The following is a 22,128-nucleotide window of genomic DNA, read 5'->3' as shown; positions in this document are numbered from 1 at the left end:
CATGACTCTGACGCACACCGAGAAGCCCGCGTTGACCGTCGCGACCCCGACGGTCCGGCGGCCCGGTCCGGGCCGCGCCAAGCGCACCGCGGTGAAGGCGATCCGCCGCCTGCCCGTCTGGATCCTCGTCGCAGTCCTGATGGTCGTGGTGCTGTACCCGCAGGTCTGGATGGTGCTCGGCTCGTTCAAGACGCAGTCCGAGTTCCTCTCGAACCCCGCGCTGTCGCTTCCCGAGACGTGGAACTTCGACAACTACGTCACCGCCCTCACCAACGGCAACGTCGCGCGCAACTGGCTCAACAGCGTGCTGGTGACGATCCCGTCGGTCATCTTCATCGTCTTCATCGGCGTCGCCGCCGGGTACGCGCTCGAGGTGATGATCTGGAAGGGCCGCAACGGCGTCCTGCTCTACATCCTCGCGGGCATCATGGTGCCCGGTCAGATGATCCTGGTGCCGCTGTTCATCACGTACTTCCGCATCGGCATCACCGACACGCTGTGGCCGCTGATCATCACGTACACCGTGATGGGGCTCCCGCTGACGACGTTCCTCATGGCGACGTACTTCCGGTCGGTGCCGCGCGAGATCTTCGAGGCCGCGACCGTCGACGGCTCGGGCCCGCTGCGATCGTTCTTCGTGATCGGCGTCCCGATGATGAAGAACGCGATCCTCACGATCGGCCTCGTGCAGTTCTTCAGCGTGTGGAACGATCTGCTGATCGCCCTGACCTTCACCACCCGTCCCGAACTCGCGACGATCCAGGTGGGCCTGTTGAGCCTGAGCGACGAGTACGGGTCGACGCAGTACGGCCCGCTGTTCGCTGCCGTCAGCATCAACATCGTGGTGCTGCTGATCCTGTTCCTCACGCTCAACAAGAAGATCATGGCCGGCATGTCCGGCGGCGCCCTCAAGGGCTGAGAAGCTGAAAGGCTGGGTGCATGAGCTCCTCCGCGCCGCGCATCGCGTTCCTCCACACCGGAGCCGTCAACATCGCGTCGTTCGGCGCGCTGGCGGCGGAGTTCCTCCCCGGCGCGACCGTCGTGAACTATCTCGACGACCGCATCGTGGCTGATCTCGCAGATGAGGCGCGCGTGGACTCGGTGCCCGAGCGCATCGACGACCTCGTGCGCGCGGCGGTGGCCGGGGGCGCGGATGCCGTGATGTTCACGTGCTCGTCGATCTCCGAGCTCGCCGCGCCCGCCGCCGCGGCGGCAGGCGTGCCCGTCCTCCGCGTGGATGAGGCGATGGCGGATGCTGCGGTCCGGAGCGGTCGCCGCATCCGCGTCCTCGCGACCCTGGCGACCACGTGCCGCCCGACCCTGGGCCTGCTCGAGGAGCGCGCGGCGCTCGCCGGCGTCGACCCGGAGTTCACGAGCGAGGTCATCGAAGGCGCGTTCGCGGCCGTGGCGGGCGGCGACCGCCCGACCCACGATCGCCTCGTCGCCGCCGCCATCGAGCGGGGCGCCGCTGAGGCCGACGTGATCGTGCTGGCCCAGGCATCCATGGCCTCCGCCGCCGAGGCCGTCTCTGTCGCTGTTCCGGTGCTCACGAGCCCGCGCCTGGGCGTCGAGCGCCTGGCGGAGTCGCTCCAGGTGCGCTGACCCGCGTCGCCGCAGTCGCTGAGCGGGGCGTCGCGCGGGAGGAAGGCCCGGGAGCGACGCCGCGCGAGGAATGGGCGGGCTCAGCGAGCGGAGCCCGGTCGGTCAGCGCTCCGCGAGGGCCTCGGCCGAGCGCAGGTCGGTCACGAGCGTCGTGACCCAGTCCCCGGCCAGGGCGCCGTGGATCGCCTCGAGCTTGCGCTCGCCGCCGGCGATGCCGACGCGGCGCGGGATGCGCCGGAGGCCGTCGACGGTGATCGCGATGATGCGGTCGTCGAGCGCGCCGCGCACGAGCGAGCCGTCCGCGCGGAAGATGCGGTGGCAGATGTCGCCGACGGCGCCCTGATCGAGCAGCGCCTGGCGCTCTTCGGCGGCGAAGGCGTTGCCGCTGGCGGCGAGGGCGTCGGACGGCTCGATGCTGCCGATGCCCATGATCGCCATCGTGAGCTCGTTCCAGTGGCGCGCGACCTCCTGCATCGAGGGGTCCTGCAGCAGGCTGTCGCGGATCGCCGGGTCGCCGACGACCCCCGGAGCCTGCACGTAGACGGGCTCCGCGCCGAGCGTGCGTGCCAGTTCGCCGAGCAGCCGGTTCGAGTGGCTCTGGGCCTCGGGGGCGCCGACGCCGCCGAGCAGCTGCACCACCTCGGTCGCGCCGCGCACCGTGAACGGGCGCATGCGGTCGACCATCGCGAGGATCGTCTGGCTCCACGACGAGACGCCGATCCGGTCGGCGCCCGAGAGGGTGGCTTCGAGGTACGCGGCGGCCCCTGCCCCGAGGGAGGCCAGGAGCTCGCCCTCGTCGGCCTCGGGGTCGACGTCGACGATGACGGCTTCGGCGAGGCCGTACTTCTCCTCGAGCTGCTCTTCGAGCTCGGCGTAGACGCCGGGGGCGACGGTGACGATGGTGCGCACGATGCCCACGGATTCGGCCCGCTTGAGCAGACGCGAGACCTTCGCCTGTGAGATATTGAGCGCGGCCGCGATGTCGGCCTGGCGCACCCCGCGCTCGTGGTACATGCGGGCGACCTTCGTGAGCAGGCGCACCTGCCCGTCCGCGGGCCGGGTGTAGGGCGTCAGGGGCACGGCGTCTCCGATCGTGGCGATCCAGGTGTGTATTCGGATTCGCTAACGAAAGGATATTCACTCTCCGGGCAGAACGCCAGTGCGAGCGGCATGCTGATTCACACAGCGACCGGGGATTTCGGATGCCGCGGGCCGCAGCATCCGAAATCGCGCCCCGTTCGTCCGCTCGCCGCGCGCGAATCGCCAAGACGCCGGGCGTGGGTGCGGCGCACCGGCGTGACTTGGCTGCCCGAGTGCCCCAGGGGCGGGGCGGCGAGGGTCAGGCGGGGAGCGCGGCGCTCACCGGAGCGACGCCCGCCGGCAGGGGCACCACGCGGGTGTGCGAGCCCGGAGCGAGCGTCTCCTCGTCGGCGCCGACGAGGTCGAGCACCGCCTCGGTGCCGACGGGGACCGTCGCCTCGACGTGCAGTTCCCCGTCCTCGATGCGCCACGAGATCGCCGCTTCGCCGTACGCCGTGAGCTGGCGCGCCGAGGCCGACGTCAGCCCGCCGCCGGGGCGCGGCGCGAAGCGGATGCGGCGGTAGCCGGGGGCGTCGGGTGCGAGCCCGCCGATGACGCGGTGCATCCAGTCGGCGACGGCGCCGAGCGCGTAGTGGTTGAACGACGTCATCTGCCCCGGGTTGACCGTGCCGTCCGGCAGCAGCGAGTCCCACCGCTCCCACACCGTGGTCGCGCCCTGCTCCACTTGGTAGAGCCACGACGGGCACTCGCGCTCGAGCAGGAGGTCGTAGGCGGCCGGCACCTGACCGCCCGAGCTCAGGGCGTCGGAGACGAGCGGCGTGCCGACGAAGCCTGTCGCGATGCGGTTGCCCGCGGCGTGCACGAGGTCGGCGAGGCGTGTGGCCGCGGCATCCCGCTTGACCGGATCGGTGATCAGGTCGAACTGCAGGCCGAGCGCGTAGGCCGTCTGCGCGTCGCTGGTCATGGTGCCGTCGGCGTTCACGTACGCGGCCTCGAAGGCGGCGACCACTTCGTCGGCGAGCGCGTCGTAGTGCGCCCGCTCGTCGGCGAGGCCGAGCACCTCGGCCATGCGCGCCACCGTGCGCGCCGACTTCGCGAAGTACGCGGTCGCGACGAGGTAGCGGTCGGTGAGGGCGTCGGCGGGGTCGTCCGGCGGAGCGGCCGGGTCGAGCCAGTCGCCGAGCTGGAAGCCCGTGTCCCACAGCCGCGAGGGCCCCGCGAGTCGCTCGAGCAGGTCCACCCAGCGGTGGGCGCTGTCCCATTGCGCCTCGAGCACGCCCACGTCGCCGAACCGGTCGTAGAGGGTCCACGGGAGAAGCGTCGCCACGTCGCCCCACGCGGCTCCCGGACGCATCGGCGTCCACGCCTTGTCGGCGGGGATCACCGGCACGTACCAGGGCACGGTGCCGTCGGGCAGCTGCTCGATCGCGAGGTCCTGCAGCCACCCCGACAGCATGCCCGACACGTCGTAGAGCGTGGATGCCGTCGGCCCGAACACCTGGATGTCGCCGGTCCAGCCGATCCGCTCGTCGCGCTGCGGGCAGTCGGTGGGGATGTCGACGAAGTTCCCGCGCATGCCCCAGCGCACATTCTCATGGAGGCGGTTCAGCGCCGGATCCGAGGACTCGAACCAGCCGGTGCGCTCGAGGTCCGTGTGGTAGACGCGGGCGACGAGGGCGCCGGACGCGGCATCGGCGTCGAGGTCGCCCGGCCAGCCGGTGACCTCGACGTAGCGGAAGCCGTGGAAGGTGAAGCGGGGCTCCCACTGCTCGACCTCGCCGCCTGCGAGCGTGTAGTTGTCGGTCGATCGCGCGGCGCGGAGCGGTCGCGTGTAGATCTCGCCGTCCTGCATGACCTCCGCGGTGCGCAGGCTCACCGTGGTGCCGGCCTCGCCCGAGACGCGGATCCGCACGCGGCCGACGAGGTTCTGGCCGAAGTCGAGGATGCGCGAGCCACTGGGCCCGGTGAGCACCGCGATCGGGTGGACCTCCTCGGTGGAGCGCACCGGGGGAGCGGTCGGGGCGACGAGGGTCGCGGGGTCGCGGTGGCGCTCCTGCACGCCCTCCCACGCCGAGTCGTCGTAGCCGGGGGCCGACCAGCCGGTCAGCTCCTCGCGGGCGTCGTAGTCCTCGCCGTCGTAGATGCCGCTGGAGAGGATCGGGCTCGGCGCCGAACGCCAGGAGTGGTCGGTCGCGACGATCTCGCGGGATCCGTCGGCGTACGTGAGCTCGAGCTGGCCGAGGAACGACTGGTCGTCGCCGTACAGGTTGCGGAAGCCGCCACGCCAGCCGAGGCGCCCCCGGTACCAGCCGTCGCCGAGCCACGCGCCGATCGCATTGGCGCCTCGCCCCACGAGGTCCGTCACGTCGTACGTGTAGTAGCGCAGGCGCTTGCCGTACACCGTCCAGCCCGGGGAGAGCGTGTCGTCGCCGACGCGCCGGCCGTTGAGCTCGGCCTCGTACACGCCGTGCGCCGTCGCGTAGAGGCGGGCGCGCACCAGTCCCTCCCGCACGTCGAAGCCGCGGCGCACGAGCGAGGGGCGCCGCTGGTCCGACATCGGGTTCTCGTTGCGGGTCGCCCCCACGGGCCGCGCGACCCAGTCCGAGGGCTCGAGGAGCCCGGCCTCGAGCGAGGTGGGGGCGGATGCTGCAGACCACGCGCCGTCCTCACCTCGAACGGAGATCCGCACCGAGACGATCTCCCGCGAGCGCAGCGGTTCGGCGGGCCACGCCACGAGCACCTGCTCACCGGAGTCGATGACGTAGGTCGTGACCTCGCCGCCACGATCGACCTCGACCGAGTACGACGCCTGGCGCCAGCCCGACGGGGCTGAGGCGACGCGCCACGAGAGGCGCGGCATCCGCTCTCCGATGCCGAGCGGTTCGCGATGGTGTTCGATGCGGGGTGCGTCGACGATGACGGACATCGGGGTCCCTTCCGAGAGAACTGAAACGTTTCGGTTTCAACGTGTACAGTGAGTGTCGCACCGAATTCGAAACGTTTCAAGCTGCGGTCGCGGTGCGAGTACACGGAGGTACGACATGCGGATCGGCGTCACCGGCAGCGGAGGAAAGCTCGGGCGGGCCACGGTGGAGCGGCTGCGCGCCGACGGCCACGTCGTGTCGGGCTTCGATCTCGCGGGGACGCCGGGCCCCGGCTTCACGCGCGTCGACCTCACCGACTTCGGGCAGACGCTCGACGCGTTCCTCTCGGTGACCGCGCGCCACGACGGGCTCGACGCCCTCGTGCATCTCGCCGCGATCCCGGTGAACGGGCTGGTACCCGATGCCGCGACCTTCCACAACAACGTCACCGTGTCGTTCAACGCGCTCTTCGCCGCGCATCGCGCCGGCATCCGCACGATCGTGCTGGCCTCGAGCATCACGGCGATGGGCTTCCCCTTCGACGAGGCGCCGCCGTCGCTCCCCGTCGACGAGACCTACACGAGCGCCAACAACACCTACGGCCTCGGCAAGGTGGCGGAGGAGGCGATCGCCGCCCAGCTCGTGGGGTGGACGCCCGGGACCTCGATCACCGCCCTGCGCTTCACCAATGTGGTCGGGTCCGACGAGTACGCGACGTTCGAGCGGGCCGCCGATCCCGGCTACCGCCGCGACCTCGTCGGCTCGTGGGTCGATGCGCGCGACGGGGCGCTCGCGGTCGCCCTCGCGCTGGAGGCCGCCGAGCCCGGGTTCGAGGTGTACAACGTCGCGGCACCGGAGTCCGGCAACGCGCAGCCGTCCCGCGAGGTGGCCGCCCGCTGGTTCCCCGGCACCCCGGTCGCCTCCGACCTCGGCGAGTTCGAATCGCTCATGTCGACCCGCAAGATCCGCGATCGCCTCGGATTCGTCGCCGAGCACGACTGGCGCTGACATGTCGCGCCCCGGTATCCGCCAGGTGGCCGCCCGCGCCGGCGTCGCGGTGGGGACGGTCTCGGCCTATCTCAACCACCCCGACCGCGTGTCGGCCGAGCGGGCGCGCCGCATCGCCGAGGCGATCGACGAGCTCGGCTTCGTGCCTTCCAGCGCAGGCCGCCAGCTGCGGCTGGGGGTGAGCAGCCTCATCGGCTACCTCTCACCCGACGTGAGCAACCCCCACTTCAGCGAGATCGCCCAGGAGGTCGAGTACCGCGCCGAGCGGCTCGGCATGACGGTGTTCTTCGCCCACTCCCACGGCGACCGCGAGCGCGAGGACGCGTACCTCGAGGCCTTCGAGCAGCGGCAGGTCCGCGGCATCCTGGTTTCGTCGTTCCAGCCGATCGAGGCGCGGCTCGCAGCGATGCGCGAGCGCGGCACGCCCTCGGTCCTCGTCGGCCGACGAGCGCGCGACGAGCTGCAGCCGTCGGTGTCGATCGACGACGTCTCGGGCGGCCGGCAGGCGGGCGAGCACCTCATCGCGAACGGATGCCGCCGCCTCGCCTTCGTCGGCGGCCCGCTGCCCGTGCAGCAGGTGGCCGACCGCCTCGAGGGTGTGCGCAGTGCGGCGGCGGCAGCATCCGTCGACGCTCCCGAGGTCATCGAGGTCGCCGAGCGGTCGATCGCCGTCGGACGCGCGGTCGGGGCGGCCCTGGCGGCGCGCTCCGCGGCCGAGCGCCCGGACGGCGTGTTCGCCGCCAACGACGTGCTCGCCCTCGGACTGCTGCAGGCGCTCGTCGCCGGAGGGGTCGCGGTGCCCGGTGAGGTGGCACTCGTCGGCTACGACGACAACGAGTTCGCCGAGGCATCCCTCATCCCGCTCACCAGCGTCCGCGCGCGCCACGACGACTTCGGTGCGGCCGCGGTCGACCTGCTGTTCGAGGCGATCGAGCACGGGACGAGCCCGCGCGCCGACGGTACCGCGGCGCAGCGCGTCTACGAGCCCGAGCTGATCGTGCGCGAGAGCTCACGCCGCGCGCACTGAACCCCTGCACCTCACACGGATACGACATCGAAGGAGAATCCCCGTGTCCCCAGCGCTGCGCGCTCCCCAGTCCGAGCTGTACCGCCCCATCGAGCTGACCTTCACCGGCACCGGCGTGATCCCCGCGGACCGCACGCCCGTCACCGTGTACGCGCGGCACGGGGCATCCGGAGCCGAGCGCGTGGTCCCCGGCTTCTGGGATGGCGGCACCGTCTACCGCGTACGGTTCGCCCCCGACCTCGAGGGGGAGTGGTCGTGGACGAGCGAGAGCACGGATGCTGCGCTCTCCGGCCGGTCGGGCACGTTCGAGGTGGTGCGCGGCGGCGATCACGGGCCGGTGCGGGTGGCGCATCGCTTCCACTTCGCGCACGCCGACGGCACGCCGTTCCGGCCGGTCGGCGCGACCGCGTACAACTGGCTCCACCAGGACGAGCCGCTGTTCTCGTCGACCGTCGATGCGATCGCCGAGGCGGGCTTCAACAAGTTCCGCTTCATGGTGTTCCCGCAGGGCGGCGGGTACATCGAGCACGTCCCGACCCTGATGCCGTTCGAGAAGACCGACGGACGCTGGGATGTCACGAAGCCCGTGCCGGAGTTCTTCCAGCGCCTCGACCGCGCCGTCGAGGCGCTCGGGGAGCGCGGCATCCAAGCCGACGTGCTCATCTACAACGCGTACGACCGCGGCCAGTTCGGGCTGAACGAGCTGACCGAGGAGGAGGATGCGATCTACCTGCGGTACCTGGTCGCGCGGCTCGCCGCCCATCCCCACGTGTGGTGGTCGCTGTGCAACGAGTTCGACCAGCTCGAGCGCCCGGACGACCGCTGGGATCGCACCGGCGCCCTCCTCGCCGAGATCGATCCTTACGACCACCTCCGCTCCATCCACAACTGGATCGAGCTCTACGACAACAACCAGCCGTGGGTCACGCACGCCTCGATCCAGAACGGGTCGGTCACCACCGAGTTCGGCCGCGCGAACCTGTACCGCGACGTGTACGGCAAGCCGGTCGTCCTCGACGAGATCAAGTACGAGGGCGACATCCCCGACCGCTGGGGCCACCTCGACGCCGAGCAGCTCGTGCACCAGTTCTGGATCGCCACGGTCGCCGGCACCTACGCCTCGCACGGCGAGAGCTTCGCGACCGAGTCGGGAAGCCTCCACATGGTCGAGGGCGGCCCGCTCCGCGGTGACTCGCCGGCTCGGCTCGGCTTCCTGCGCACGGTCCTCGAGGAGATCGATGGCGCGGGCCTCGACCCGATCGACAAGTGGGACGACCCGGCGTACGTCGCCGGCATCCCGCGGCGCCTCTACGTGCAGTACCTCGGTGCCTCGGCACCCGCGACGTGGGACTTCCGCCTGCCGATCGGCGTGCCCGGCGAGCGGGCGGAGCCCGGCGACCGGTTCCAGGTCGACGTCATCCACACGTGGAACATGACGGTGACCCCGGTCGGCCGGACCTTCACGCTGGACGACGTGCAGCGCAACGACGCGTACGACCGCGCATCCGCTCCCGTCGAGCTGCCCGAAGGCGAGGCGCTCGCGCTGCGCATCACGCGGATCGGGGGCTGAGCCGTGGCACCCGTCGATCGCCTCCGCGCGTGGCGGGGCGGCCCGCGGCTCGGCACGGCGTACTACAACGAGTACCTGCCCGATCCGGACCGGCTCGAGACCGACCTCCGGCTGATGGCGGATGCCGGGATCACGTGCATCCGCGTCGGCGAGTCGGTGTGGTCCACGTGGGAGCCGCGCGACGGCGAATTCGACCTGGAGTGGATGACGCCGATCCTCGACGCCGCGACGCGGCACGGGATCGGGGTCATCCTCGGCACCCCGACCTACGCGGTGCCGCCGTGGCTGGCGCGCGCACATCCGGAGCTCGCGGTCGTGCGCCGCGACGGTTCGCCGGTGCCGTGGGGCGGGCGGCAGGAGGTCGACTACACGTCGGAGCTCTTCCACGGCTACGCCGAGCGGGTGATCCGCGCCGTGATCGGCCGCCACGGGCGGCATCCCGCAGTGATCGGCGTGCAGCTCGACAATGAGGCGGGCCTCCACCTCATCCACAACGACGACGTCGTGCAGCGCTTCCGCGAGTGGGTCGCGGAGCGCTACGGCGACGTCGAGACCCTCAACCGGGAGTGGGGACTGACGTACTGGTCGCACCGCATCGCCGACTGGGACGAGCTGTGGGCGCCGGCCGGCAACACCACCCCGGCCTACGATCTCGCCTGGCGCCGGTTCCAGGCGGAGCTCACGGCGGACTTCATCGGGTGGCAGGCCGGCATCGTCCGCGAGCTCGTCCACGAAGACACCTTCCTGACGACCTGCATCGCGTACCAGCGCCCCGCGATGGACGACGTCGCGGTCGGCGCGCAGCTCGACATCGCCAGCGGCAACGCCTACTACCTCGCGCAGGACGCGCTCGACCTCGACCGAGAGGGCGCCGGCGGCCAGTGGTACGCCGACGACGTCCCGCAGTTCGTGCTCATGGCCGACCGCATGCGCGCCACGAAACAGGGGCCGTTCCTCGTCACCGAGACGGGTGCCGCGTCCATCGGTCCGGCGTGGCTCACGCGCCCACCGTACGACGGGCAGCTCGCCCAGGCGGCCTGGCTCCTGGTCGCGCGCGGTGCGCGCCTCGTGTCGTACTGGCACTGGCACACGCTGCACTCGGGCGCCGAGGTGCACTGGGGCGGCATCCTCGGGCACGATCTCGAACCCGGCCGCATCCACGCGGAGGTCTCGGGGATCGGCCGGCAGATCGCCGCGGCAGCGGAATGGCTGACGGATGCTGCGCCCGACGCCGATCTCGGTCTCGTGTACGCGCACGACAGCGAGTGGATGATGGGGTTCGAGCCGCCCCTCGCGGCCGGGTCCGAAGGGGACCGCGGGTCGTACGCGCGGATCGTGGGCGCCTTCGGCCGCGCCGCGATCGATGCCGGGCTGCAGGTCGGGTACGTGGACGAGCGTCAGCTGCCCGAAGCCGACGAGCTCGTGCGGCGCCACCCGGTGCTCGTGGTCGCGGGCCTGGTCGCGGCATCCGATCCGACCCTGGAGACCCTCGCGGAGTACGCGCGTCTCGGCGGCCGACTCGTGCTGGGGCCGCGGACGGGGTACGGCGACGATGAGGGCCGCATGCGCACGGCGCTCGCGCCAGCTATCGTGGGTGCCGTGGCGGGAGTGGGCTACCGGGAGTTCGCTGCGCTCGCCGCGCCGGTCGACGTCGTCCGCGACGGCGCGGCCGTCGGAAGCGCCCACGGCTGGATCGACGGGCTCGAGCCCGACGGCGCCGAGGTCGTGCTCGGGTACCGGCACGAGCTGTTCGGGCGTTGGGCGGCAGTGACGCGGCGGGACGTCGGCGCGGGCTCGATCACCGTGGTGGGCTCGCTCCTGGACCGCGCGACGCTCGCCGAGGTGATCGCCGCTGCGGCGGGTTCTCCTGGCGGGATCCTGGCGGCGCGGCCGAGCTCCGTCACGGCGCACTCCCTGACGGGAGGGCGCGGGCGCGTCTGGGTCGTGCACAACTGGTCGCCCGAGCCCCGTGCGGTCGTGCTCGGCCGGGCCGCAGCATCCGTCCTCGACGACGCAGTGTTCGCGGCGGCCGCCGAGGTGACGCTCGCGCCGTGGGACGTCCGCGTCTGGCGCGAGGCCTGACCAGCGCTCAGGCCGGGCCGGCCCGATGCGGGGGACCGTACGCCGGAAGCGGCACGTGCGGCCGACTCGGCGCCGGCGGGGTGGGCAGATGCGGAAGTCAGAGGCGGGTGAAGGTGCCGGGTGCGACGTCGGCGGTGCGGGACTCGCCGCCCGGGAGCTCGACCTCGACCGTGCGCGAGCGGCGGTCGAGGTTGGCGACCAGCACCACGTCGCCGCCGGCGGTGCGGGCGCCGAGCGCCCACACCAGGCCGTCGGGGGAGTCGCCGCGGACGCCCGGCTCGCCCGCGAGCGCCGCGAGAGCAGCGACGGCGTCGAAGACGGGGAGGGTGGTGCCGTCGACCGTGCGCAGCCCGCGCGGGCCCCACTCCTCGAAGTACGCGAGGGTCGCGACGCCGGGGACCGCGAAGGCGGCGGCGCTGGCGACGGTCCACGCGGCCAGTTCCGGGGCGGCCTGGCGCGCGTCGACGGCGTCCGTCAGGGCCGAGCCGTAGCCGTCGCGCAGGTCGTCGTGGTCGGGCATCGGCGGCGAGGTCGTCGCCACGTCGTTGAAGTGGGGGCGCAGCGAGATCGGCCCGATGTGCACCGGCAGCCCGCCGGCGAGGCGCACGGCCTGCCCTGCGGCGACCCGCTGCATGCCGAGGGCCTCGACCAGCTGGGCGGTGCTCAGGCTGTGGAACAGCGGCGTGCTGCTGAACACGATCCCATCGAGGCCACGCGGAAGGCGATGGTGCTCGCGGTTGAGCTCGGTGAAGTGCGAGCGGGCGCCGCCGACCACCTCGGCCTCGATCCCGGCCTCGGCGAGGGCGTGGCGCAGTGCGCCGATCGCATCGAGGTCCGAGACATGCCGCGCGGGACCCGTCGGCGGGAACGCGGTGATGCGCGCGACCGACAGGCCCCGAAGTGCGCGGACCGCGCGGTCGATGGCGGCCGGGTCGGCGTCCGCGAGGACGAATCTCACGTCCAGAGGGAGTCCGGATGCCGCGGCCCGGTCCAACGCGGCGCGCCAGTTGCGGGTCGCGAGGTCGAGTTCGACGAGCACCGTCTCGCCGATGGCGGCGAAGTCCGGCGCGGGGTCCGGGGCCGTCGACGCCGACACCCCGATCGAGGGCAGCGCGGTCCCCTCCTCGAGCCGGATGCGGGTCACCGGGTCGGCGACCACGGCGGCGGGCGTTCCCGACACCGCGATGTCGACCGACTGGACGACGCGCTCACCGGCGGCGAGCCGGTACGGGAAGGGGAGCGCGAGGGGACGGCTGTACGTCTTGTACGAGGCATCCGTCCAGTTGCGCTGGTCCTCCATCTCGAAGACGTCGCCCGCGAAGCGCACGTCGACGTCGAGGCCGTCGTGCGTCCAGGACAGGCCCGCGATGTCGAACGCCGGCTGATGAGGGCTGATGCCGGCCGGGAACCGGGAGCGCACCACCTCGCCGTCGGAATGGCGGACGTGCATCGTGGAGCCTGCGAGCACCGGTGGGTGGAGCACGACGAGGCCGGTGCGGTTGGTCTCGAACTCCGAGGCGGACTCGAGGTCGGCGAGCACACGCAGACGCCCGGCGCCGCGCACTTCGGCGCGGACGATGCCGCGGAGGTCGGAACCGAGCCCGGTGGAGCGCACGTGCAGCGTCAGCGCGATGCCGGACGAGTCGATGCGGTCGACCACGAGACCGGCGGTGTCCCAGTTGCGATCGCGCACGACCGCGCGCACCGAGCGGAGCACGAAGCGGCCGTGGTACGCGATGTCGGCGAGCTCGTCGTCACGGAGTTCGAGCGACCACGGGCCGCTGCGCCACTCGCGTGCCGGCTCGCCGTTCCACAGGTGCGTCATCGTCCCATCCTCGTCCTCCGCAGTGAGTCCTGCGCAACGTTCGTGGTCCTCGACCCTCGTCCCCCCTGGTTGGGGCGCAGAATCTCCGTTGGGGCGCAGAGGATGCGCCCCAACGGACGAAATGCGCCCCGAACCCGAGGGGACTCAGGTCAGAGCGAGGTCATGCCGCCGTCGACCTGGAAGGTCGCGCCGGTCGCGAAGGCGCCGTCGTCACTGGCGAGGTACACCATGATGCCCGCGACGTCGTCGGGGGTGCCGGCGCGACCGATCGGGATGCGGCTGATGATCGCGGCGCGGGACTCGGGGTCCTCGCTGATCGCGGCCACCAGCGGCGTCTCGGTGTACGCCGGCTGCACCGTGTTCACGCGGATGCCCTTGTCGGCGTACGCGGCGGCGACCGTGCGGCCGAGGCCGTGCATGCCGGCCTTGGACGCGCTGTAGGCGGTGAAGTCCTTGCCCTCGCCGTTGACCGCCGTCGGGCTGCCGGTGAGGATGATCGACCCGCCCCCGCGCGGCACCATCGAGCGCAGCGCGTGCTTGACCGTCAGGAACGTCCCGGTCAGGTTGATGTCGATCGTCCGTCGCCAGACGTCCAGGTCGAGGTCGGCCGCCGGGGCGTCCTGCCCGAACAGCTGCACGCCGGCGTTGGCCACCACGACGTCGGGCGCCCAGCCGGCCGCCTCGAGCTCGGCGAAGGCCGCGGCGACCGCGTCCTCGTTCGAGATGTCCATCGTGACGGCGCGGGCGTTCTCACCGATCCCGGCGGCGGCCGCGGCCGCGCCCTCGCCGTTGCGGTCGGCGAGGATCACCCGCGCGCCCTCACGGGCGAACCGCGTCGCGACCGCCAGGCCGATGCCGAGTGCCCCGCCCGTGACGAGCGCGGTCTTGCCCTCGAGCTGTCCCATGGATCAGCGCTCGATGTGGTCGAGGTGCAGCATGCGCGCGAGGTTCTTGTCGAGCTCGTCGTCGCGGAAGATCTTCTTCCAGTCGTCCTTGATGATCGACTCGCGGCCGTAGTCCATGGCGATGAGGCACGCGTCCGAGAACGGGTTGTCGCCGCGCAGACCGTTGGCGAGCGCCACCTGGGTGTGGCCGTAGAGGATGCTGCGTGCCGCCGCCTCGGGAACGCCCATGGTGTTGATCGCCTCGTCGAGGGCCTCGTTCAGGAGCGCGCCGATCATGCAGGCGACGGTCTCGACGAGGGTCGGCTCGAGCTGGGCGAGTTGCTTGACGGTCACGAAGTGCACGTCGATGACGGGGGCGTAGATCGCGCGGACGGTCGCCTCGACGATGGCCTTGTGGGCCGGGTCGTCGCTCTCGACGGCGGCGATCGCGTCCTGCGGCGCGGCGATGCCGCCGAACGTGTCGGCCCACTCCTCCTTGGTGGTGCGCTCGAGGAACACCGACGGGTGGCACGGGTGAGCCACGGCCTGGACGACGTCCTCGCGCGTGGTGAGCAGGCCGGCGTAGGCGGCGGCCGGGTCGAGCGTCAGCACGATCGCGCCCGACTTCAGTTGCGGCACCAGCTCGGCGGTGACGGGACCGAGGGCCAGGTCGGGCACGGCCAGGACGACGATGTCGGCGTCGGCGACGGCGGTGGCGGCATCCGTCAGCTCACGACCCGCGTCGATCGTGCGCTGCCGGCCGGCGGGCGAGTTCTCGACGTACCAGACCGTGTGGTCGGTCTTGACGAGGTTGTTGGACACGCGCATGCCCATCTTCCCGCCGGCGCCGACGACGGCGATCTTGTACGTCTCAGTGGTGGTCGTGCTCATGTCGTGCTCCTCAGATATTCGATGGTTCGGCGGGTCCATTCCCGCTCGGTGCGGACGGTGGTCTCGGCGTCCCCCTGCCACGAGAGCCAGTGCTCGACGATCTCGTTGATCCCGCGCTCGCGCGGGCGGACGGTCTCGAGGAGGTGGGGGTAGTCGTGGAGGCCCTCGCCCATGGGCGCGCCCCCGTAGGTGAAGCCGACCCAGCCCGGCTGGCGGGCGAAGGCGAAGTCCTTGACGTGCACGTTCTTGACGAGCGCGGCGGTCTGCTCGACGCAGTCGCGCGGACGCTCGAGGCGGGCGACGACGTTCGCCGGGTCGAGGCAGATGCCCAGGCGGTCGCTGCCGATGCGGGCGACCAGGCTGACCAGGTCTGCCGTGGCGACCTGCTCGTACGTCTCGAGCGCGAGGTCGACGCCGGCCGCTTCGAACGAGGGGAGCACGGCACGGAGCCACTCCTCGGCCTGCTCCAGGGTGGGACGGGTCTCGGCGGAGTAGAGCATGCTGCGCACCAGCGTGGTGTCGAAGGCGCTCGCGAGATCGAGGAACCGGGTCAGCCGGTGCGGCTCGATGCCCTTGGTGCCCAGCTCGATCGTGAGCTCGAGGTCGCGCGCGGCTGCCGCAGCATCGGTGAGCTCTGCGCCGGTCATGGCCTCCAGCGGCGCGTAGTCGCAGATCTGGAACAGGTCGACGCCGAGCTCCTTGGTGGCCTCGAACGCGCCGACGAGCGAGAGCGGCTCGGGCACGCGGTCGGAGTGCTGCCAGAAGTAGGCGTAGGTTCCGAGCCCGATCATGCGTCGACCTCCCCGTTGTCTCCGCGAGAATCCGTCTGGAGGCCGAGACCTTGGGTGATCCCCGCGGTCTCGTCGCCCCGATGGATTCTCGCGGTGGTGGCGGGGGTGGTGGGGGCGGGGGATGCGGTGGGGGCGGGGGAGCGGTGAAGGGCGAGGGAGGATGCCTCGTCCAGCACGGCGACGAGCGCGTCGGGGTCGTGCGCGAAGCGGCCGAGGAAGAGGCCGTCGACGGCTTCGCCGAGGCGGGTCAGCAGGCCGGGGCCGGCGGATCCGCCGTAGATGACGACGCTGCCGGCGCGGTCCGGGTCGGCCTCGATCGCCGCGCGGAGGGCGCGGGTCACCGTGGCGATGTGCGCGTCGGGGGCGGGCTCGGCGGCGCCGATCGCCCAGACCGGCTCGTAGGCGACGATGACCGGTCCCTCGGGCGCGCCCTCGAGGTCGGCCGAGAGCTGCTCGACGTTCGCGAGTGCCGCGGCGGGGCTGCCCAGGTGCTCGGCCTCGCCGATGCAGAGCACCGGCGTGATGCCGTGGGTCAGGGCGGCGGCGGCCTTGGCGGCGGTGACGGTGTCGGTCTCGTCGAACAGGCGGCGCCGCTCGGCGTGGCCGATCTCGGCGACCGCGACGCCGACCTCGGCCAGTTCGGCTGCGGTCACCTCGCCGGTGTAGGCGCCGGGCTCGTACTCCGAGACGTCCTGCGCGCCGACGAGCACCCCGGTGCCGGCGAACGCGGCGAGGGCGGCGGGGATCTGCAGGTACGTCGGGATGACGAACAGCCGCACGGAGCCCGAGGCCACGGCGGGGTGCTCGGCCGCGCGCTGCGCGACGTCGGCGAACCACGCGCGCGCCCGCTCGTGCCCGAAGTACGTCTTCAGGCTGACCCCGACGGTGACGCGGGCCGATCCGAAGTTCGGAGTTTCGCGTGAACCTCGGAGGTTCCGCGCGGGATCCTCCGAATCCGGTGCGGTTGTCCGATCTTCGGAGGGCATCAGCAACTCCCGGTGGTCTCGAACTCGTCGATGACGGCGACCTTGTCGGCCGACGCCGAGGTGGTGTCGAACCGGTACGTGAGCCACTCGCGCACCAGGCGGCGGGCGAGCTCGATGCCGACGACGCGCTGGCCCATGGTGAGCACCTGCGCGTTGTTGGACAGCACGCCGCGCTCGACCGAGAACGAGTCGTGGGCGGTGACGGCGCGGATGCCGGGCACCTTGTTCGCCGCGATCGCGACGCCCAGGCCCGTGCCGCAGATCAGCAGCGCGCGGTCGGCGTCACCGGCGGCGACCTGCTGAGCCGCCTCGATGGCGACCTTCGGGTACGGGGTGTGGCCGTCGGCGTCCACGCCCACGTCGATGACCTCGGCGACGCCGGGGTTGGCGAGGAGGTCCTTCTTGAGGATCTCCTTGTAGTCGAAGCCGGCGTCATCGGCGCCGATCACGATTCGCAGTGGCTGGGCAGTCTCGAGCTCAGGCATTCGCGCTCTCCTTCTCGTTGTCGTCGGTCGCGCGCGTCTCGGCGGCGAGTGTCTCTGCGATGGCTGTCACGATGAGCGCGAGCGAGATCGCGCCCGGGTCGGGGGTGCCCACGCTGTTCTGGCCGTGCGTGCGCGCGCGGCCCATGCGGGGCAGGAGCTCTGCGGTCCGGGCAGCCGCGCGGGTCGCCGCATCCGCCGCCGCGCGCCACGCGTCGGTGAGGCCCGCGCCCGAATCCACCGCACCGGTGAGAGTGGTGCTGAACGGCACCAGCGCATCGACGAGGGTCTTGTCGCCGACCTCGGCCTTGCCGTAGTCCGTGACACCGCGTGAGCCGGCGGCGACGCCCGCGGCGACGGCGGCCGCGTCGGGGCGGCCCTCGTCGGCGAGCTTCGCGGCGACCGCGTTCAGGATGACGCCCCACAGCGCCCCCGAGGTGCCGCCGGCCTTGTCGGCCCACGCATCGGCGGCGCGCGCGAGCGTGGTGCGCGCGCCGGCACCGGCGTCGACGGCGGCCGTCGCGGCGGCGAGGGCCGCGTGCGAGCCGCGCTGCATGCCGATGCCGTGGTCGCCGTCGCCGGCGATCGCGTCGATGCGTCCGAGCTCGTCGACGTGGGTGTCGACGGTGTCCACGATGGTGCGCACCGCGGCGAGGACGGTCTGGGCGGCGGCACGGGATGCCTCGTCGGCGTCGGGGATCTCCGCGACCAGGTCGGCCGTGGCATCGGTCACCAGTACCCGCTGCTGCGGCGCGACCGAGCCGCGGCGGTAGGCGGGCGTGTCGACGGGGGCGTCCCACAACGGGGCGAGCTCACTCTCCTCACCAGCACCGGCCAGCCAGAACAGGGTGAGCGAGGTGCCGGCCATGTCGAAGCTGGTGCAGTACTCGCCGACGTGCGGGTCGACGAGTTCGAGGCCGGCGTCCGTGAGCAGCTGGGCGATGCGCCGGTAGACGACGAACATCTCCTCGTACTTCAGAGACCCGAGGCCGTTGAGGATCGGCACCACGCGGGCGCCGGCGACCTCGACGCCGTCGGGCACCTCGGCGAGGAGCCTCTCGACGAGCAGCTCGGCGAGCCCGTCGGCGGTGGGGATGTCGGTCTCGTCGATGCCCGGCTCACCGTGGATGCCGAGACCGATCGCCATCCGTCCCTCCGGGACCGTGAACAGCGGCTCGACGGCACCGGGCAGCGTGCAGCCGGTGAAGGCGACCCCGAACGACCGGGTGCGCTCGTTCGCAAGGCGGGCGAGACGGCTGACCTCGGCAAGGTCGGCGCCGGCCTCGGCCGCGGCGGCCGCGATGCGGAACACCGTGAGGTCGCCGGCGATGCCGCGGCGGTTGTGCTTGTCCGCCGGCGTGGCGCTGACGATGTCGTCGGTGACCGTGACCGTCTCGCACGCGATGCCCTCGGCGCGCAGCCGCTCCTGCGCGGCGTCGAAGTTCAGCACGTCGCCGGCGTAATTGCCGTACGAGAAGAACACTCCGCCGCCGTTGTCGGCGGCCTTCGCGACGCTGTACACCTGCTGTGTCGAGGGCGACGCGAACAGGTTGCCCATCGCGGCGCCGTGAGCGAGCCCCGGACCCACCAGCCCGCCGAACGCGGGGTAATGGCCCGAGCCGCCGCCGACCACGACCGCGACCTGACCGGCCGGCGACACCGTCGACCGCACCACGCCGCCGGGAACCCGCCGCACGTACCGCTCGTTCGCCGCGACGAACCCGTCGATCATCTCGTCGGCGAAGTCCGCCGGCTCGTTCCACAGCCGCGTCATCGCGCATCCCCCTTGGGGTCGGCCGCGGCGCGCAGGGCCTCCGCGTCCACGGTGGGCGCAGCATCCGCGTCGTCGACGACGACCGGGTTGATGCGGTTGCTGCGGGCGAGCAGCACCATCAGCACCGCCGAGACGAGCATGACGAAGCCGACGATGAACATCGGCACCTCGTAGCCGCCGGTCCAGTCGTGCACGAAGCCCGTGACGAACGGGGCCGAGAAGCCGGCCAGGTTGCCGATCGTGTTGATCAGTGCGACACCGGCGGCAGCCGCGGCTCCCGTGAGGAAGCGCGTCGGGAGCGTCCAGAAGTTCGGCAGGGCGGCGAAGATCGCGCACGCGGTGATCGTGATGACCGCGATGGTGGCCGCAGGCGAACCGGTGAAGAGGGCGATCGGGATGCTGACGGCACCGGCGATCGCGGGACCCGCGATGTGCCACGTCTTGAGGCCGCGCTTGGAGGCGTCTCGCGACCAGAAGTACATGACGACGGCGGCCGGCAGGTACGGGATCGCGGTGATGAGGCCCTTCTGCAGCGTGTCGAAGGTTTGACCGGTCTGGCTCTGGAAGCCCTCGATGATCGTGGGAAGGAAGAACGCGAGCGCGTACAGGCCGTAGATGAAGCCGAAGTAGATGAACGAGAGCACCCACACGCGACCGCTCTTGAAGGCGAAGCGCGCCGACACGTGGCCGTGCTCCTTCTTCTGCGTCGCGGCCTTCTCGCGGTCGAGCGCGTCGGTCAGCCAGACTTGCTCGTCACGGGTGAGCCACTTGGCGTCGGCCGGCTTGTCCTTGAGGTAGAACCACGCGATGACACCGACGATGATCGCCGGGATCGCGACGCCGAAGAACATGAAGCGCCAGCCCTCGAGGCCGAAGAACACCTCGTGCTGCTGGATGAGCCAGCCGGCCAGCGGAGCGCCGATGACCGTGGTGAGGGGCTGCGCGAGGTAGAAGAGCATGAGGATGCGACCGCGGTACTGCGCGGGCACCCAGAGGCTGAGGAAGAGGATGGCGCCGGGGAAGAAGCCGGCCTCGGCGACGCCGAGGAGGAATCGGAGCACGACGAGCTGCTCGAAGTTCTGCACCCAGGTGAACAGCAGCGCGACGATGCCCCAGCTCACCATGATGCGCGAGAGCCAGCGGCGGGCGCCGAACTTGTGCAGCGCCAGGTTCGAGGGCACCTCGAGAAGGATGTAGCCGATGAAGAAGACGCCCGAGGCGAAGCCGAACTGAGCGGCGCTCAGGGCGAGGTCTTCGTTCATGCCGTTGGGGGCGGCGAAGCCGATCGCGGTGCGGTCGAGGTAGTTGATGAAGAACATCAGCGCCACGAACGGCACGAGACGGATCGACACCTTGCGGATGGCGGATCGCGCGATGGGGGGCGCCTCTGCGGCGGTCTGGTTCTGGTCCACGGTGACTCCTGCTCATCGACGGTGATCGAGGTGGTTTCCGACGACCATTGTGACAAACCGGTTGACCAATTGCAAGTGAGAACGGATGCCTCGTCCGCACCGACGCGTCACGCCCCGAGGTGTCCGCCCGCCGGCGCGCGAGGAAGTCCGGGTTCAGGCGACGCGGCGGGCCGCAGCATCCGCGATCTCGAACTCGAGCGTCTCGCCGCCGGGGGCCGTCGCGCGGATGCGGAGCTCGACGTCGCCGAAGCGCTGCGTCCACACGTCGGGTTCGCCCGAGTGGGCGGCGATCGCGTCGTGCGCGGCGGGGTCGTCGAGCGTCTCGTACACGACCCAGCTCCCGCGCTCGACCCGCGCGGACCGCGAACGCTCCGGATCGCACAGCCACGCCGCGATCAGCACGGTCGCGCCGGCCCGAGCGCGAGCGTGCAGCGCATCGAGGGTCGTGCGGGGGAGCCGGCTGCCCGCGACGACGACGAGACCCGCGTCGGCGAGCTGATCGGCGCGCACGTGCTCGTCGAACACGAGCACGCTGCGGGTCGGTTGGAACAGCCCGTGCATGACGGTCTGCTCGGCTGCACCCGCGTCGAGCGGGAACTGCGGCCGGGGGATGCCGTTCAGCTCGTGGCGGGGGAAGTCGTAGCCGGGGATGTGGAGGCAGCTCCCGTGGTCGGGAAGCCGCCCGTGGCTGAGGGCGTGCCAGGCCTCGAAGACGCTGCGGGAGGTATCGGGCGCCGTCGCCGCACGGTTGCCGAACGGCCGCGCGCCGCGACCGAAGTCGCTGTCGTCGGCATGGACGAGGGCGATGTCGGCGCGGGCATCGCGATGGCTCCAGCGAAGCGGATGCCGCGGCACGAAGTCGCTGACGAACTCCCGCCAGACCTCGCCGTGGGCGGTGCGCTCGAACGCTCCCGAACCGCGGTGGCGCACGAGCACGTCGACGTTCTCGACGAACAGCCGCGTCGGGGCGAACAGGTAGGCGAGGCGCAGCGCCGAGGCGAACTCGGCGGGCGAGTGCCCGGGAAAGCCCGGGGCGCGGGTGAGCCACGGCCCGATGTCGGGGCCCCACAGATCCGCGCAGATCCACAGTTCGCGCCCGTACTGGACGGCCGCACCGAGCGCGGTGCCCAGCTGCAGCGGCTGGAACGACTCCTTCATCACCTTGGGCGCCGGCGTCATCCCGGCGCGGGCGAGTGTGTGGAACATCACCGGGAACACCTGTTCGGCGAGCACCGGAACGGACGCGGAGCCCGCAGCGGAGGTCGCGGCGTCGACCTCGCGCACGATGCCGCGCACGGTGTCGTCGATCACCGCGACGGCCTCGTCCGGCCCGAGGCCCTCGGTCTGCCCGAAGTGGGGCAGGTGGGCGTCGTGCCGGTACTGATCGGCGTGGATCTGGAGGTGCTCGGGCTCGTCGTACAGCACGCCGGCGAGCACGCCGGCGGCCGCAGCATCCCGGATCAGCCCGGCCGGGAGGTCGTACCGGTTCGTGCCGTCGACGAAGGGGCCGTTGATGTTGCCGTACTCGTTGCCCAGCACGAGGTCGATGCCGGCGTCGGCGAGGTCGCCCAGCAGTGCGCCGTGGTCGGCGTGGGTCGGGATGACGTGGTGCACGTAGAAGTCGGCGCCGAGATCGCGCAGCGCGCCCACGAACTCGCGCGGCGTCGGCGGCGGATCCTGCGACGGGATGGGGATGCCGGTTCCCGTGCGCATGATCTCGTCCGAGGCGGCTCCCGCCCAGGGATCCTGGAACGCGACGACCGGCCCCTGGATGCCGAGCGACGGACGGGGCGGGGTGGAGACGGGTGAGGGGGCGGCGGATTCGTCGACGGGCACGGGGAGACTCCTCGGAGGGTGAAACGGGAGGTGCGGCGGCCGACGTCGCGTGG

Annotated in this window: 17 protein-coding genes; 6 read left to right on the top strand and 11 right to left on the bottom strand. The window is 71.9% G+C overall.

Annotated elements, in window-relative coordinates; translation table 11 throughout:
• The first annotated feature begins 1 nt into the window (after nucleotide 1).
• Both J2Y46_RS01785 and J2Y46_RS01780 read left to right on the top strand, forming a co-directional pair.
• On the top strand, nucleotides 2-919 hold the full coding sequence (locus J2Y46_RS01785; RefSeq protein ID WP_045299770.1) for a carbohydrate ABC transporter permease: 918 nt from the start codon (nucleotides 2-4) through the stop codon (nucleotides 917-919).
• 20 nt (nucleotides 920-939) lie between these two features.
• Nucleotides 940-1,602 (top strand): aspartate/glutamate racemase family protein, encoded by a 663-nt coding sequence (locus tag J2Y46_RS01780; RefSeq protein WP_310239827.1) that lies wholly within the window; start codon nucleotides 940-942, stop codon nucleotides 1,600-1,602.
• A 102-nt stretch (nucleotides 1,603-1,704) separates the two neighbouring features.
• Here the strand turns inward: J2Y46_RS01780 and J2Y46_RS01775 are convergent, their stop codons facing one another.
• Together J2Y46_RS01775 and J2Y46_RS01770 are read right to left on the bottom strand one after the other, a co-directional pair.
• Nucleotides 1,705-2,682, bottom strand: a complete 978-nt coding sequence (locus J2Y46_RS01775) for a sugar-binding transcriptional regulator (protein WP_084695618.1) — start codon at nucleotides 2,680-2,682, stop codon at nucleotides 1,705-1,707.
• Nucleotides 2,683-2,941: 259 nt separating this feature from the next.
• Entirely contained in the window at nucleotides 2,942-5,569 is a 2,628-nt protein-coding gene (locus J2Y46_RS01770; protein ID WP_310239824.1) for a family 78 glycoside hydrolase catalytic domain, read from the bottom strand.
• Nucleotides 5,570-5,684: 115 nt separating this feature from the next.
• On the opposite strand from J2Y46_RS01770, the gene J2Y46_RS01765 reads away from it, so the two are divergent.
• From J2Y46_RS01765 to J2Y46_RS01750, 4 genes are read left to right on the top strand one after another with little or no spacing between them, the layout of a single operon-like run.
• Complete coding sequence (locus J2Y46_RS01765) at nucleotides 5,685-6,515, top strand: NAD(P)-dependent oxidoreductase (protein WP_310239823.1); 831 nt, start codon at nucleotides 5,685-5,687, stop codon at nucleotides 6,513-6,515.
• Between the two features lies 1 nt (nucleotide 6,516).
• Complete coding sequence (locus J2Y46_RS01760) at nucleotides 6,517-7,542, top strand: LacI family DNA-binding transcriptional regulator (RefSeq protein ID WP_310239822.1); 1,026 nt, start codon at nucleotides 6,517-6,519, stop codon at nucleotides 7,540-7,542.
• Between the two features lie 43 nt (nucleotides 7,543-7,585).
• Nucleotides 7,586-9,112, top strand: a complete 1,527-nt coding sequence (locus J2Y46_RS01755) for a DUF4038 domain-containing protein (protein WP_310239821.1) — start codon at nucleotides 7,586-7,588, stop codon at nucleotides 9,110-9,112.
• 3 nt (nucleotides 9,113-9,115) lie between these two features.
• Complete coding sequence (locus tag J2Y46_RS01750; RefSeq protein ID WP_310239819.1) at nucleotides 9,116-11,194, top strand: beta-galactosidase; 2,079 nt, start codon at nucleotides 9,116-9,118, stop codon at nucleotides 11,192-11,194.
• Nucleotides 11,195-11,291: 97 nt separating this feature from the next.
• On the opposite strand, the gene J2Y46_RS01745 is transcribed toward J2Y46_RS01750, so the two are convergent.
• The 9 genes from J2Y46_RS01745 to J2Y46_RS01705 form a co-directional block, all read right to left on the bottom strand.
• Nucleotides 11,292-13,019: a hypothetical protein gene (locus tag J2Y46_RS01745; RefSeq protein ID WP_310239817.1), complete on the bottom strand. Its 1,728-nt coding sequence runs from the start codon at nucleotides 13,017-13,019 to the stop codon at nucleotides 11,292-11,294.
• Between the two features lie 149 nt (nucleotides 13,020-13,168).
• Nucleotides 13,169-13,924, bottom strand: a complete 756-nt coding sequence (locus J2Y46_RS01740) for an SDR family NAD(P)-dependent oxidoreductase (RefSeq protein WP_045299780.1) — start codon at nucleotides 13,922-13,924, stop codon at nucleotides 13,169-13,171.
• A 3-nt stretch (nucleotides 13,925-13,927) separates the two neighbouring features.
• Nucleotides 13,928-14,794, bottom strand: coding sequence for a phosphogluconate dehydrogenase C-terminal domain-containing protein (locus J2Y46_RS01735; protein WP_045299782.1), 867 nt, complete (start codon nucleotides 14,792-14,794; stop codon nucleotides 13,928-13,930).
• On the bottom strand, nucleotides 14,791-15,585 hold the full coding sequence (locus J2Y46_RS01730; protein ID WP_310239816.1) for a TIM barrel protein: 795 nt from the start codon (nucleotides 15,583-15,585) through the stop codon (nucleotides 14,791-14,793). Before J2Y46_RS01730 ends, J2Y46_RS01735 begins: the two co-directional genes overlap by 4 nt.
• The gene (locus J2Y46_RS01725; protein ID WP_310239814.1) at nucleotides 15,582-16,571 is read right to left on the bottom strand and encodes a triose-phosphate isomerase family protein; all 990 of its coding nucleotides are present in this window, start codon (nucleotides 16,569-16,571) and stop codon (nucleotides 15,582-15,584) included. Before J2Y46_RS01725 ends, J2Y46_RS01730 begins: the two co-directional genes overlap by 4 nt.
• Nucleotides 16,571-17,056, bottom strand: coding sequence for a ribose-5-phosphate isomerase (locus tag J2Y46_RS01720; RefSeq protein ID WP_045296946.1), 486 nt, complete (start codon nucleotides 17,054-17,056; stop codon nucleotides 16,571-16,573). The genes J2Y46_RS01725 and J2Y46_RS01720 overlap by 1 nt, the downstream gene beginning before the upstream one ends.
• A complete protein-coding gene (locus J2Y46_RS01715; RefSeq protein WP_310239812.1) occupies nucleotides 17,049-18,827 on the bottom strand; it encodes a dihydroxyacetone kinase family protein in 1,779 nt (592 codons plus the stop codon). The genes J2Y46_RS01720 and J2Y46_RS01715 overlap by 8 nt, the downstream gene beginning before the upstream one ends.
• On the bottom strand, nucleotides 18,824-20,239 hold the full coding sequence (locus J2Y46_RS01710) for an MFS transporter (RefSeq protein ID WP_310239809.1): 1,416 nt from the start codon (nucleotides 20,237-20,239) through the stop codon (nucleotides 18,824-18,826). Before J2Y46_RS01710 ends, J2Y46_RS01715 begins: the two co-directional genes overlap by 4 nt.
• A 153-nt stretch (nucleotides 20,240-20,392) precedes the next feature.
• Entirely contained in the window at nucleotides 20,393-22,075 is a 1,683-nt protein-coding gene (locus tag J2Y46_RS01705; RefSeq protein ID WP_310239807.1) for a hypothetical protein, read from the bottom strand.
• Nucleotides 22,076-22,128 lie beyond the last annotated feature (53 nt).

It is taken from the genome of Microbacterium sp. BE35 (assembly GCF_031457705.1).
In the GTDB taxonomy this organism is placed as follows: Bacteria; Actinomycetota; Actinomycetes; order Actinomycetales; family Microbacteriaceae; genus Microbacterium; species Microbacterium trichothecenolyticum.
This window is presented reverse-complemented; position numbering and strand designations above follow the sequence as displayed.

What these genes read in the sequence shown, in the direction of transcription:
- J2Y46_RS01785 (WP_045299770.1), top strand. Translation starts at nt 2, where the DNA reads ATGACTCTGACGCACACCGAGAAGCCCGCGTTGACCGTCGCGACCCCG.
- J2Y46_RS01780 (WP_310239827.1), top strand. Translation starts at nt 940, where the DNA reads ATGAGCTCCTCCGCGCCGCGCATCGCGTTCCTCCACACCGGAGCCGTC.
- J2Y46_RS01770 (WP_310239824.1), bottom strand. Translation starts at nt 5,569, where the DNA reads ATGTCCGTCATCGTCGACGCACCCCGCATCGAACACCATCGCGAACCG.
- J2Y46_RS01765 (WP_310239823.1), top strand. Translation starts at nt 5,685, where the DNA reads ATGCGGATCGGCGTCACCGGCAGCGGAGGAAAGCTCGGGCGGGCCACG.
- J2Y46_RS01760 (WP_310239822.1), top strand. Translation starts at nt 6,517, where the DNA reads ATGTCGCGCCCCGGTATCCGCCAGGTGGCCGCCCGCGCCGGCGTCGCG.
- J2Y46_RS01745 (WP_310239817.1), bottom strand. Translation starts at nt 13,019, where the DNA reads ATGACGCACCTGTGGAACGGCGAGCCGGCACGCGAGTGGCGCAGCGGC.
- J2Y46_RS01740 (WP_045299780.1), bottom strand. Translation starts at nt 13,924, where the DNA reads ATGGGACAGCTCGAGGGCAAGACCGCGCTCGTCACGGGCGGGGCACTC.
- J2Y46_RS01735 (WP_045299782.1), bottom strand. Translation starts at nt 14,794, where the DNA reads ATGAGCACGACCACCACTGAGACGTACAAGATCGCCGTCGTCGGCGCC.
- J2Y46_RS01730 (WP_310239816.1), bottom strand. Translation starts at nt 15,585, where the DNA reads ATGATCGGGCTCGGAACCTACGCCTACTTCTGGCAGCACTCCGACCGC.
- J2Y46_RS01725 (WP_310239814.1), bottom strand. Translation starts at nt 16,571, where the DNA reads ATGCCCTCCGAAGATCGGACAACCGCACCGGATTCGGAGGATCCCGCG.
- J2Y46_RS01720 (WP_045296946.1), bottom strand. Translation starts at nt 17,056, where the DNA reads ATGCCTGAGCTCGAGACTGCCCAGCCACTGCGAATCGTGATCGGCGCC.
- J2Y46_RS01715 (WP_310239812.1), bottom strand. Translation starts at nt 18,827, where the DNA reads ATGACGCGGCTGTGGAACGAGCCGGCGGACTTCGCCGACGAGATGATC.